This window comes from Spirochaetota bacterium, assembly GCA_004297825.1.
Classification (GTDB): domain Bacteria; phylum Spirochaetota; class UBA4802; order UBA4802; family UBA5368; genus FW300-bin19.
In genome coordinates, this window is sequence record SCSX01000047.1 from 82,203 (window position 1) to 95,693 (window position 13,491).

The 13,491-nt window shown below is 56.2% G+C and carries 10 protein-coding genes; 7 read left to right on the forward strand and 3 right to left on the reverse strand.

What is annotated here, in order from left to right; genetic code table 11:
* Window positions 1-5 precede the first annotated feature (5 nt).
* Both EPN93_09785 and EPN93_09790 read left to right on the forward strand, forming a co-directional pair.
* Window positions 6-683, forward strand: coding sequence for a hypothetical protein (locus tag EPN93_09785; protein TAL35736.1), 678 nt, complete (start codon window positions 6-8; stop codon window positions 681-683).
* Between the two features lie 207 nt (window positions 684-890).
* Complete coding sequence (locus EPN93_09790; protein ID TAL35737.1) at window positions 891-2,150, forward strand: HD domain-containing protein; 1,260 nt, start codon at window positions 891-893, stop codon at window positions 2,148-2,150.
* Between the two features lie 18 nt (window positions 2,151-2,168).
* Here the strand turns inward: EPN93_09790 and EPN93_09795 are convergent, their stop codons facing one another.
* Genes EPN93_09795 through EPN93_09805 form a run of 3 tightly spaced genes read right to left on the reverse strand, consistent with a single transcriptional unit; the run spans window position 2,169 to window position 4,359 of the window.
* Window positions 2,169-3,062 (reverse strand): RluA family pseudouridine synthase, encoded by an 894-nt coding sequence (locus EPN93_09795; GenBank protein ID TAL35738.1) that lies wholly within the window; start codon window positions 3,060-3,062, stop codon window positions 2,169-2,171.
* Window positions 3,063-3,106: 44 nt separating this feature from the next.
* Window positions 3,107-3,499 (reverse strand): hypothetical protein, encoded by a 393-nt coding sequence (locus EPN93_09800; protein ID TAL35739.1) that lies wholly within the window; start codon window positions 3,497-3,499, stop codon window positions 3,107-3,109.
* On the reverse strand, window positions 3,481-4,359 hold the full coding sequence (locus tag EPN93_09805; GenBank protein ID TAL35740.1) for an MFS transporter: 879 nt from the start codon (window positions 4,357-4,359) through the stop codon (window positions 3,481-3,483). The genes EPN93_09800 and EPN93_09805 overlap by 19 nt, the downstream gene beginning before the upstream one ends.
* Window positions 4,360-4,606: 247 nt before the next feature.
* Between EPN93_09805 and EPN93_09810 the strand changes: the two genes are divergently transcribed.
* The 5 genes from EPN93_09810 to EPN93_09830 all read left to right on the forward strand — a co-directional run bounded on the left by EPN93_09810 (window position 4,607) and on the right by EPN93_09830 (window position 13,443).
* Window positions 4,607-5,695 (forward strand): hypothetical protein, encoded by a 1,089-nt coding sequence (locus EPN93_09810; protein TAL35741.1) that lies wholly within the window; start codon window positions 4,607-4,609, stop codon window positions 5,693-5,695.
* 318 nt (window positions 5,696-6,013) lie between these two features.
* Window positions 6,014-7,177, forward strand: coding sequence for an AraC family transcriptional regulator (locus tag EPN93_09815; protein TAL35742.1), 1,164 nt, complete (start codon window positions 6,014-6,016; stop codon window positions 7,175-7,177).
* 173 nt (window positions 7,178-7,350) lie between these two features.
* Window positions 7,351-8,604: an AraC family transcriptional regulator gene (locus EPN93_09820; GenBank protein ID TAL35743.1), complete on the forward strand. Its 1,254-nt coding sequence runs from the start codon at window positions 7,351-7,353 to the stop codon at window positions 8,602-8,604.
* The gene (locus EPN93_09825) at window positions 8,594-11,026 is read left to right on the forward strand and encodes a glycoside hydrolase family 3 protein (GenBank protein TAL35744.1); all 2,433 of its coding nucleotides are present in this window, start codon (window positions 8,594-8,596) and stop codon (window positions 11,024-11,026) included. The genes EPN93_09820 and EPN93_09825 overlap by 11 nt, the downstream gene beginning before the upstream one ends.
* 230 nt (window positions 11,027-11,256) lie before the next feature.
* Window positions 11,257-13,443, forward strand: coding sequence for a glycoside hydrolase family 3 protein (locus tag EPN93_09830; protein ID TAL35745.1), 2,187 nt, complete (start codon window positions 11,257-11,259; stop codon window positions 13,441-13,443).
* Window positions 13,444-13,491: the final 48 nt, after the last annotated feature.

A 13,491-nucleotide genomic window follows, 5' to 3' on the forward strand; every position in this document is an offset into this window, starting at 1 on the left:
ACCGTATGAAACGCACCAGAATCAGGACCCGGCGCGAGCTCAGGGATCTCATCTTGACGACAGGCTTCCTTCCGTTTTTCAGTAATGAAATAGACGGTTATTCCGTCATGGACGTCACGAGCGGCCTGTACTGGTGGACCGGAGACGAGCGGTCCGATCCATGGGCATGGCGCATGTTCCTTGCCGAGGAGCCGGATATAGCCTATTGCAAGATATTCAGGGGCAGGGCGGGATTCGTGTCGAAGGAGTGGGTGCCGTACTTCGCGTCGTACAGGCGCGACGGCTATGACTTCGATACGCGTTACGAGGTCGGCAAGGCTTCGCAAAAAAGTAAGGCCATAATGGACCTCTTCGAAAAACAGCCCCTGATCGAATCGTATCGCATGAAATCCATGGCGGGTTTTTCTAAAAACGGCCGCACGGGCTTCGAACAAACGATTGCGCTGTTACAGATGCAAACCTATATTATCATGCGAAGCTTTACGCGAAAGTTGAGCAAAACGGGGAATCCCTATGGATGGCATATTGCCGTTTTCTCCTTAAGCGAGGACAAGTTCGGATATAAGCATATGACCAGTGCGTACCGCCTGGGTGCGGAGGGATCGAAGGATAAGCTCGTTGGGCAAATGCTGAAGGTTAATCGGGGGATCGAACCTTCCGAGGCGGAAAGGTTTTTAAAGTAAAAATCGCCACGACCGGGAGACTATTGCAGGCCATGCAGCCTGTACTTTCCCCTTGATTATACGTTGACTTTTCATTACAGTAATATAGAATCGAGGGGAGAAATGGACGCCGGCCCGAGGCATTCTCCGGGGAGGTGACCGTTTGAAGGGGCAGATACTCCAGGGGATCAACAATGGGGAGACGTCCTCTTCAGGGATTATAAATTAATGAAGCTCGACAATAACCAGCAATTAGAGGAAATCATTCATTTCAGCGAAGAGCTGAATACGACCCAGGATCTCGATTTGCTCCTGGAAAAAATACTCCTCGAAGCGAGGAGCTTCCTCAACGCCGATGCGGGATCCATCCAGATCAAGGAAGGGGACGAGTTGGTATTCAGCCATGTACAGACCGATTCGATGCAGCGCAAGCTGCCCCCGGGCCAAAAGCTTATATACACGACATTCAGGACCAGAATAAATAAAAATTCCATATCCGGCTACGCCGCCATCACGGGCGAAATTCTCAACATTATGGACGCGTATAAAATATCCGGGGACTCGCCCTATAAATTCGATCCAACAAACGATAAGAAATCCGGGTACGTGACCAAGTCGATACTGACCATTCCGCTAAAGAACAACAGGAATGAAATTCTCGGGGTAATGCAGATAATAAATTCCCTTCGTACGGTCGAGGAAGGGAAAGGGATCGACGACGGTTTCGAATACGTGGGGAGCTTCGACTCCCGCGACGAGCACCTGGCGCTCCATTTCGCCAGTGCGGCGAGCATGATTTTGCAGCGGGCCCAGATGACCAGGGACCTCATCCTGCGCATGATCAACATGGCGGAACTGCGCGATCCCAAGGAAACGGGGCCCCATGTAAACAGGGTCGCCACGCTTGCGATAGAGATATACGAACGCTGGGCCGGCAGGAAAAATATTTCCCCGAAGGAGATCGATCACAACAAGGATATACTGCGCATGTCCGCCATGCTGCACGATGTCGGCAAGGTGGGGATATCGGACCTGATCCTGAAAAAGCCGGGAAAGCTCTCGCCGGAAGAATACGAAATCATGAAAAGCCATACGTATATCGGCGCCCAGCTGTTTAAAAACAAGCATTCCGAATTCGACGAAATGGCGACCGTGGTGGCGCTCAACCACCACGAGAACTGGGATGGGACAGGATACCCGGGATATATCAACCTTGGGACCGGCCTGCCGGAGAAAACCGACGGAAAGGGAAAGCCCGTTCCCAAAAAGGGTGAAGAGATTCCAATTTACGGCCGTATCGTCGCGCTGGCGGACGTGTATGACGCGCTCTCCTCCAGGCGCGTGTACAAGAGCGCCTGGACGCAGGACGACGTCTTCAACGAAATCAAAATACTAGCCGGCCGGAAGTTCGATCCGGAACTCGTTGAAATATTTCTCGAAAATTTCGATTACTTCAAATCGATTTCGAGCCGTTACCCGGATGAATGATCGCCGGCAGGACACGGCTTACGCGTCCCGATACTTCTCCCACCGACGCCGTTCCCTCTCGAGAACGGCGTCGAATTTCACCGGCTCGTCGATCTTGACCACGACCGGCAACCCGCTCGCGGGATGGGTGAACGACACCTCGACCGACCATAGGAAGAGCCCCTTGCTTCTCAATACGTTCCCCGCCGTCCCGTAAAGCGCGTCGCCCAGGATAGGGAAGCCCTCATCCGCCATGTGGATTCTAAGCTGGTGCGTCCTTCCCGTATGCGGAACGAGATCCAGCAGCGACAGCCATTCGTTGCGCAGCGACGGCACGCGGCTGAGCGTACAATATTCCGTCAATGCCTCGCGTCCCTCCAGTAGCCTGTCGATACTTCCCCTTTCCGGGGTTCTCCCCATGACGATCGCGCGGTAGCGTTTTGTTATTTCGCGTTTTTCGAATTGATGCCCCAGCGCCACGAGCGCCCGCGAGGTTTTCGCGATGAGGAGCAGACCGCCGGTGGAGGCGTCCAGCCGGTGGACCGGGCGGGGGCGGCGCAGCGCGCCGGCCGCCGCAGAAGGCTTGAGGTTACCGGGGAGGGCGTTCTCCACGGACTTGAACCTGTTGCCGTTGACCGCGATACCGGCGGGCTTGTTGATCACCGCGAGGTGATCGTCTTCATGCACCACATCCAGCGGAAAGCGGTATATCCTGGAAATTATCGTATCGGATTCGACGAGCTCGATCCTTTGGCCGGGTTGTATCCATGCGCCGGTTCCCGATTCGTTTCCGTCGATACGTATGTCCCCGCGCTTTATCGCGTTCTTTATACCCTTGCGCGAGGGAATGGTCCGGATTATTTCGCACGCATAATCGCTGAACCGCCTCCCGCCTGCCCCCTCCGGGACGATATGTGATTCAAGTATGTTCATGCTTTCATCAATTAAAGCGCGGCCGGCGCTGCGTCACTACAATTTCATTCGAGCTCGATCGCGACCTTTTCGGCGCGCGCGGCGTCGCCCTCGTAATAAAAGGAGCCGATGAAAAAGAGTACCGCGGCCAGGATCGAGAACGCGGGAAGCACGGAAAGCGCCGTGATGATATCGTAGCGGTCCGATACCGCGCCCACGAACACCGGCCCCAGGGCGCTTCCCAGGACGTGCTGGACGATCACGTTGATGCTGAGCGACATCGCCCTGAGACCGGGATGGACGACGTCCTGCGTCACGGCGACCGCGGACGGAACGAAGGCGACGGCGGTTATTCCCACCATGAGAAGCGTGATATACTGCGCCGTTCCCTCGAAAAAGGCAAAGGCTGAAAAAAGTATCACCGCCGTCAGCACGCTCGTTATCGCGGGTACGAGCATTCGCGCCGCGGGGCGCCCAGGATCGCGAGAAACATGATGAGCCCGCTTTTGGTTCCCGCCTGGCTCATGGGGATTCCCTCGGTGCGCTGGAAATACGAGGGGAGCCAGCTCATCATGGACGTCGTCACGAATACGCTCGCGGCGAACCCGAAATTGGTGAAGATGAGCGATTTGCTCCTCATGAAATGCGCGGCGATCTCGCCGGGGCGCATCCTCGCGCGAACGGCGGTATCGGACCCCGTGCCCCTGGTCGTTACGAGCTCGATCGTTTTATAGTCCCTGACGCGAAAAAACAAAAGCGCGACGAACATGCCGGGGACGGCGACCAGTCCCAGGGCGTGGCGCCAGCCGAAGTGCTCGGCGATGATGCCGCCTAACGCGATTCCCAGCGCGCCTCCCAGGGGGATCGATGCGTTCCAGAGACCCAGGACGCGCGCGCGCTTTTCCAGCGGAAAGAGCGCGGATATCATGGCGGTCCCGCCGGCCGCGTACCCGGCCTCGCCGATCCCGATCGCGGTGCGCGCCGCGAAGAGCTGGCCAAAGTTGCGGCCCAGGGCGCAGGCGGCCGTCGCCAGGCTCCACAGGAGCGCCATGATTCCTATGGTTTTTTTCCTGCTCCACCGGTCTATCAGGATGGACACGGGGAAGGTGAACAGGAGTATCGACCAGTAGACGGCGGAGACGAGCAGCCCGCAGCTCGCGTCGCTTATTCCCCATTCGGCCTTGATGAAGGGAAAGAGCGAAACGATGATCAGCCTGTCGATGTAATCGAACATGTATAGCAGAAACAGCAGCGTGAACACGTAGTACGAGTATCCCGGGGAAGGGTTTGCGCCCGCAACGGTGCCGGATTGTGCCATCGATTTCTCCCTTGCCCGGAATGCGGGGCGTAAAGAATTATTGTCCGATACGACTACGCGCACATCGTACCCGGTATATAATTAAAATGAAATCCCTTTTTTCATGATGCATCCGGAGAATCCGCTTATTGGCTTGACGATTCACGTCCTTGAACGACAGTAATTCATCCGTGTCCGATACGATTACGGGGGCGTACGACGCCTGCGCCCCGGCAGGTGCGGGCATGGGAAATGCGGGGAGGTGAATATGAACGGCAGGGAACGCATAATCGCCGCGCTCGAAATCCGCGAGGCGGACAGGGTGCCGCTCTACATCCACGGGATCAACGAGGGACCCATCATAGGCATCGGCAGGCACATCACCAACGGCCTCCCCGAACCCATGGAATTCCAGCAGATGCAGCCGGCCGAAAAGATGAAGCTCCTCGACACGCTGTTCCTCATCCATGAGCATTACGAGGTCGACGGCTTCACCGCGTTCGAGATCGGGGACACCCAGGCTGTCGATGAACAACATGTGCGCGACGATTTCGGCGTCGTGTACGTGCGCAGCGCGCACGGCATCCCCGTTCCGCGCGGTTACCCCGTAAAGGAGAGGGCCGACCTCGCCGGGTACCGTCCGCCGGTTCCGAAAAAGGAGCATCTCGCGCTCCTTGAGCTCGCAAAGGCCCGTTTCGGCGACGCGAAGGCGCTCTTCTGGATGATGCGCGGAAGCTTCGTCAAGTCGTGGCGGCTCGCCGGGATGGAAAACCTCATGATCAAGATGTTCGACGACCCCGGGTTCGTCCACGAGATCGCGAAGATGGTGCTGGACTACAACCTTGCCCAGCTCGAGCTTGTGGCCGCGGCCGGCGCCCACGTGTTGATCGTCGAGGACGACATAGCGGACAAAAGCTCCACGCTCATATCGCCGGCGCACTTCGTGGAATTCGTCAACCCGTACAACAGGAAGCTCGTCGAGGCGGCGCACGCGAAGGGGATGAAGGTCGTGCGACACAGCGACGGGAACCTCTGGCCCATCATGGATATACTCATCGACACGGGCTACGACGGTCTGAACCCACTGGAGCCGCAGGCGGGGATGGATCTCAAGAAGGTGAAGGACTATTGCGGCGACCGGCTGTGTCTCATCGGGAACATAGACTGTGTGGACCTTCTCCCCGGCGGCACCGTCGCCCAGGTCGATGAAGCGGTACGTCGGGCCATCCTCGACGCGGCCGCGGGCGGGGGGCTCATTATCAGCGACTCGAATTCGCTCCATCCCGGGGTGAACCCGGAAAACTGCATCGCCATGTTCCAGGCCGTGAAAAAGTATGGGGTATACGGCGGCTCATGATCCGGGACGGGGAGGACGCCCCGGGAAGGGAAGAACGATTTCGCGGCGGTAACCTGGAAAACGGGATACGAAATCAGAAAAGCTTCCGCGCGTACCTTCCGGCCTTAAAAATGCTCGATGGCTTCCCGATCGAGCGCTACAATGCGCCCAGGGCTTACGTGCCGATGGTGTCAGCGTTTACAACGAGGTAGTAATGAATTACAGGGTGCATGTCCAGGCAGGAGTATCCGGACGCAAAGGGTTCTTCCTTGACAAAAAGGGGGTAGTATACTGGATAGTTGAGCAGGGCTTAATTTACGGGGCTTTTCAGAAAAAGGCATGACGATGCGATTCTTGCGAATCGAAAGGTGGGTGTTACTACCCCTGGTAATTCTGTTATTCCTTTCCTTTATTTCCAGCATCATCTACATATTAACCGCCGATGCGCGGTCCGATGATGCGCTCGGACAGAAAGCGGAGCGCATCGCCGAAATCATTATGACCTCCGGTACCGATAATCTTTCAAGCTACGACGTGCCCGCGCTTAAAAAAAGCATGGAATCCCTGTTCTCGAACCGCGATATCTCCTCGCTCAAGATACTGGATAATTCCGCGATCGAATTGGTTAATCTATCACGCCCCGAAAAGGGGACGCGGGAAACGGTGATCACCAGGAAAATCCTGAAGGGCGGGCAGCAAATGGGCACGCTTTCGCTCATCCTGACTAATTATTCCATGTGGGAGGGGACGGACCGGCTCGCCGATCTCATAATCGATTCGAACCTCGATAATATCTGGGATTACAATATGGAAGCCCTGACCAACAGTATTGAAACCTTTTTGAAGGATAAAAGCATTGAAAAGATAACCCTCAGGGAACCCAGCGGGCATGTGCTGTTTGAGCGCGACAGGTTTACGATCGGAAGCGAGAAGTTGCGGGTATTCAAGTATATGCGGCGCGAAGGCAAAGCCCTGGGCACCATCGAAATCATTTTTACCAACTATACTTACGAGATGTCAAGGAGGGAGCACTTGGCCGTCATGGCCGCGGTTTCCGTTGTGCTCGGAGTGCTCATGACATTCGCTTTTGCAGTGATGAGCGGAAAAATAGGTTCTGTTCGCATGAGTGAATCAGAAGGCGAGACCGCGCCTTCACATGCGCCTTGGTCGGTTTCCGCCTCCACCGAGGATAAGCTTAATAAGGCCATCGATTATATTAATGCTAACTTTAATCGTGAAATCTCGCGCGAGGGACTTGCCTCCATGCTTGAGATCAACCCGGACAACTTGGGAAGGTATTTCAAGCTTTATACCGGTGAAAAGCTAAGTGATTTCGTGACCAAGCTGCGTGTCGATGCAGCGGCGCACATGCTGGCGGAAACCGACGCCACAATACTCAATATCGCGTTCGAAGCCGGGTTCGAGAATATCAGCACTTTTAACCGTGCATTCTGGAAGGTCAAATCCGTAACCCCGTCCGAATATCGCAAGCGGCACCGTTGATATACTCCTCGCAATTGCTGATATCAAGAACCGCACATAAGCTATATCTGATGTATCAATCATTTATGAGACAGTCCGCGTAAACGAAGCCATAAATATCCCCAGTCGATTAAGATTCCGTATTGTATGGAGCGAAGCGGATCATCCTATTGAGCGGGAGATATGGCGCCGATATGCGGGGTATCGCAAGCAATGGCCTTGTCAGTTTTTCCGAATCCCTTTGTATAAATGGACTACCGAGGCTCCTGCCGCGGGTGGAAATCCGTCTGAGGATACTCTTGCTTGCCTCACTTTTCTCGGCTTTCGTGGTCAGTAGCGTGATGTTGCTTTCGCTCGATCCCCAGAGAATGCCGGTTCCCGGTTGGAAAACGGAGCGCCTGGCCGAGCTCATCGTCTCAGCCTGTGCCGATAACCTCGCACACTACGACATGCCTTCCCTAACGAGGAGCATGGAGTCTTTCTTTGCGAACAGGGATATCGTCTCGATGCGTGTTACTGACAGCGCCGGGAACAAGGTAGTCAGCCTCGCGCGGCCGATGGGTCGCATGGAGAAATTGCCTGTGACGAGAAGCATCGAAAAAAACGGGCAGATACTTGGCACGCTCTCGCTCATTCTCACTAATTTCGAGGAGCGAGAGCTCGCACACAGGATATCCGGCCTCATCGTAGAAGCAAATATGGAGAACATATGGGATTATAACATTGAAGCGCTGAATAACAGTATTGAATCCTTCCTAAAAGGCGACAACATCCGGAGAATCGTCATCAGGGAAACGAGCGGGTTCGTGCTTCTCGATCGGGAGCAGGGAGCGCGGGATGTCGCCACGCTTACCGTGAAAAAAGACATTCGACGCGAAGGCTGGATTATCGGCACAATTGAGATCGACTTTTTTAGCTTTAAGTCCGATGCGTCGGTTTCCATGATTAGCGGAAACGCCCGTCCCGTCGTGATGGCGGCGCTTACTGTCGCGCTTGCCGTCTGCATGACTATTGCGTTCATATTTCTGAAAAAAAGTGGCGAAGCGGCTCCTTCTTCACTCGCCGACCTTGACGGATCCCGCGCTTCTCCCACGACACACTGGACGGTGTCGTCTTCCATCGAAGAGAAGCTTAATAAGGCTGTCGAATATATAGAGAATAACTATAACCGCACAATCTCCCGCGAGGGGCTTGCCGTCATGCTGGAGCTTAATGCCGATAACCTGGGTCGCTACTTCAAACTTTATATGGGCGAGAAGATCAATGATCGCGTCAATAGGCTGCGCGTTGATGAAGCAGGGCGTAAGCTCGCCTCCACCAAAGACACTATCGTGAGCATTGCCTTCGACGTTGGGTTCGAGAATATCTGCACCTTTAACCGCGCGTTTTGGAAAATCATGGGCGTGACCCCGACTGAATACCGAAAGAAGACGCTTCATGGTGGTTGAGCGATTTCTGATACCAGTATTTTTGCATGAGCGAAAACTGATCTATCAGCAAGTTATGAGATTTAAACGGGAAAGCTGTATTAGGATGCGCACAGCGTTCGATGAAATTAGCAAGGAGGGTTACATGAAAAGGCTCTTAACGTTTTTCCTCATTGTATTCATGGTTTCAGTCTTTATTTTCCCGGGATGCTCAAAGTCGTCAAATGACGACAAGAAAGGCTCCATCGAGCAGCCTGTCATCCAGGTCGGCGATGGAAGCAGCAAGACGATCATCACGGTCGACGGCTTGCAGTTCAAGGACCTCAGCGGCGACGGTTTGCTTGATCCCTACGAGGACTGGCGGCTTTCGGCCGAGGAGCGGGCGGCGGACCTTCTTTCGAAGATGTCGGCTCAGCAGAAAATCGGGCTTATGAGCGAAACCTCATATTTAAGCACCATTGCCGACGACGGTTCGTATAACGCGACGGCCCAGGCTAATATCGTGACCGGCCATGTCCGTCAGGGCCTTGTTCGCCTGTCTTCTGTAGACAGCGATAATAACGCGGGCATGCCCAAGGCGCAGATCCTGGCGGTTTTTCTCAATAATATCCAGACGCTGTGCGAAACACAGTCGTTGGGGATTCCTTTCATCATCACCACCGATCCGTCACACGGCATCGACGGTTCGACCAACACGTCCACAATGTTGTCGATGTGGCCTATGCCGCTTGGACTTGGCGCCATCAATGACACGGCCCTCACTAAGGCGTTTGGCGCGGTGGTCCGGAAGGAGTTTATGGCCATGGGTCTGCGTTGGGAGCTTGGTCCCATGTGCGATGTCGCGTCCGAGCCTCGGTGGCAAAGGGTGCAGAACACCTTTGGAGAGGTCGTCGATGACGTTACGGCTCATTCTGTGGCGATTATCAAGGGCTTCCAGGCAACGGACGAGGGCGGCCTCAAGAAGGGGATCGCCGCCACCATGAAGCACTTCCCCGGCGCCGGTCCGGACGAAGATGGAATGGACAGCCACTCGACTTCCGGCAGAACCAATGTTTTTCCCGGCAATAACTTTGCGGCACACCTGGAGTCTTTTCAGGCGGCAATCGATGCCGGTGTCGCATGCGTAATGCCCTGCTACAGCATCTTCAGGGATAATCCCTGGGGAACCGCCGGCCTAACGGACTATGCAACGCATCCGTTTGCGTCGAGCTACTGTCCCGGCATTATTACCGGGTTGTTAAAGAACGCGATGGGCTTTGACGGCATGGTAACCTCGGACTGGGGGGTTATCGGTTCCAAATATTGGGGTCTCGACCAGTTGAGCACAGTCCCCACCGAGTCGGAGCGTATCAAGCTCTTCCTTGACGCGGGATGCCATCAGTTGGGACAGGATTCATATACGAAGGTGTTAACCGCGTATACCGCCGGGGTAATTACCGATAGCGATCTCGACAAGGCCGCGCAAAAGATACTTGAATTGTCTTTCGCCGTGGGTATTTTCGAGAATCCCTACGTCGATTCCGATGCCGCGGCGACTATCGTCAGGTCGGAGGAAAACGCGACCGCCGGTTTCAAGGCACAGAAAAAGGCCATCGTGATCCTGCGCAACAAGGAGCATAGCCTTGCGAGCGGCGGGGACAAGTATCTTCCTATCAGCGGTTCACGCAAGAACTCTTCCAATGAGTATATCTGCGATACCAATGGAAATGATCAGGTTGAGGTTTGGTACGACGGTATCGCCGACGGTCTCACCCTGACCGGAAGCGATGTCATGTCCAATTTCCTGGGCGCATACGATTACGCTTCGTCGGGCACCGCGAGCTCGATCCCGGTCGTTGCCGCGGATTCTCTCGCGACGGCTGATATCGCGGTGATCAGGATAACGGCTCGTCCCGGCATATATATGGGTCTTGATGCCGGCATTCCGCTTTCCTTCGACAAGGTTTTTTCCGGCACTGCAACCGATTCGACCCTTGCGATAGGACAGGCAGCCAGGAACAAGATTATCGACGCCCTCCGTGTCCGTGACGGTTATACGGATTCTGCCGGAATCGCGGTCGCCGCGAGCAATTCGAACTTAAAGATCGTGGTCGTCATGTACATGACCCGGCCCGGCATTGTTGAGCCGTTCGTCAAGGGCCTCACCACGCTTGATGAAACGCTTGGCACGGCCGGAAGCTATCCGACTGTTTCCGACAGCGCGAACATCCGGTCCGACGGCCTGGGTGGTGTTGATGGACTTCTTGTCGACTTTGGCGCCATAGATCGGGCGGTACTGGACGTAGTCTTTAATACGAACCAGATCAGCGGCTATGCATACGGCACGGCGAAGCTTCCCATGGAGATTCCCTCATCGGATGGCGCCGTCAACGCGCAGTACGAGGACGTGCCCAGCGACAGCGTCAATCCCACGTTCGCCGTGGGGGCGGGCATGACCTACTGATGAGAGTGAGATTTGAGATAGAGATTTAAGGTTCACGTCGGGATCATGGGGGAGCGCGCTCCCCCATGAAAACCCTGAAATGATTGAGGGCTTTCCCGCGGACGATACCGGTCGGCGTATCGCGCACGGGAAAATCTTCGGATGATTGCGAAGATGAGAGGGCGTTATGCCCCTTTCGGCGGGCGAGCAAAGAGGGATGGTGCATCCAGGTGAAGAGAAGGAGACATTGTATGAAAAGGAAATTTTTATCGGCGCTCATGATTATACTTCTGCCCGGCTTCTTTGTCTGCGGAGGCGGAGGAGGCGGGGGCGGCGGCTCCTCGGAGGAACAACCCACGCTTGGTATTCATACGAGCGCCACGGGTAAGCAGACAATCTCCGTGGACGGATTGCAGTTCAAGGATCTGAACGGGAGCGGCTCGTTGGATGATTACGAGGACTGGAGGCTTTCCGCCGCCGAGCGGGCGGCGGACCTTGTTACCCGGATGAGCACGGCGGAAAAGATTGGCCTTATGCTGCACGTGACCACTACCGACATCCCCAGCTCATCGAGCGCGAGCGTATCCACTGCCCTGCAGACGCTCATTAATAGCGGGAACGTCCGCTTTGGCCTCACGGGCGCTCATACATCGGCGCTCACGCCACGAGCAAACTGGGCCAACAACGTGCAGGAGCTCTGCGAGGCGAGCAGCCTGGGCATCCCCTTTATCCTGAGCATGGAGCCCTGCCATTCCTCGGGCAACGGCAGGACCCTGGCGAAGGGCTATTCGCAATGGCCGCAGGAATTGGGTCTGGCAAGCGCGGGGTCAACGACGGTGGTGGAGAATTTCGGCAAATACGCGAACCAGGAATACCGCGCCATCGGTGTGAGGATGGCGCTCTCGCCCTCGGCCGATCTGCTTACCGATCCGCGTTGGTTTAACGGACAGTTCACCTTCGGCGAGGACTCCCAAACGGTCGCCGGCATGATCGAGGCGTACATAAAAGGTTTTCAGGGGACAAGTATCGGCACAACGAGCGTTGCCTGTATCGTGAAGTATTTCCCCGGGGCCGGGCCCTCTGCGGACGGCTGGGACGGCCGCCTTGCCAAGGGGCAGTATCTGACCTATCCGGGAGACAATATCGATGCGCATCTCGCGGTGTTTGAGAGGGCCTTTGAGGCCGGGGTCGCCGGAGTGATGCCTGCCTACGGCATTCCCGAAACCGGAAGCTGGAGCGGCCTTGGCGGTCTCCTGAACGGATCCACCATTGAACAGGCGGGTGCGGCCTTCAACAACGCCCTTATTACCGGCGTGCTGCGGGACCATTACGACTTCACCGGGCTGGTGCTCTCGGCATGGGGGGTTATCGGGGACGCGGGGGTGAGCCCCTTTGGAGCGCCCTGGGGCGTAGAGGCGCTGGACAAGGCGCATCGAGCCGCCAAGGCAGTGAACGCCGGGGTCGAACAGTTCGGGGGACTTGACGACAGCACCCCCATCTCCAGTGCCCTGAGCGCGGGGCTAATTACCGGGGCGCAGATAGACGCGGCCGCCGAAAAGGCCCTTCTCCTCATGTTCACGCTCGGCATATTCGAGAACCCCTATGTGGACGCGTCCAAGGCGCCGTCGCTCTGTAATACCGACAATGCGTACCAGGCGGGCCTGGACGCCCTGAACCGGAGCATGGTGCTCATCCTCAATGCCAATAAGCCATCCGGCTGGCTGAACGGCACCGGCGACGGAACGCAGACCGGGGATCCCGGGAACGCCGGCAACGGGAGCGGCAGGGTGCTTCCCGCGCCTCCGGGACAGGTCTACGTGACCCCGGGATGCAACTTCTACGTGGCGGGCAGTTTCAGCATCGACTACGTGAATAGCGTATCGGCCGGATACGGCACGCTGACGAATTTCGCCTCCTCCGTCGAAAGCCCCGTGGAATCCGGTATCGTGTACGACACGCTGGACGCGGCATCCAAGATGGCGTATTCGGACTACGTGTTCATACGCCTGGGTTCCCCCTTCTCGGCGGACGCCGACAGCGGAAGTTTCAACTACTCCGAGGAATCGCTTGAGTACGCGTCGAACGACAATGCCGCCGTTCTCGATGACGTACGGGCCGCCAGCAACGCTATTGATACCTACGGCACGCAATGCCAGATCATCGTGGGGATCGATGCGGGAAGGCTTCCCGTGGTAAGCGAGATTATGGCCATCCCCCACGTGAGCGGAATATACGTATCCTGGGGGGTCACCGACAAGGTATTCCTGGACGTCGCCTTCGGGATTGTAAAAGGCGAAGGGACGCTCCCCGCGGGATTACCGCGTGCGGATAGTGTCGTTCAGGATCAGTCGCAGCAGAAGGAAGACCTCCCGGATGACGGGCAACACGCGACGTTCGTCAGGGGATGGGGGTATACGACGGCGCCGTTTTCAAATTAACCAGGATGATCTTTTTGCTGCCGGCAGTAGTGATGGATCGAGGAGGAA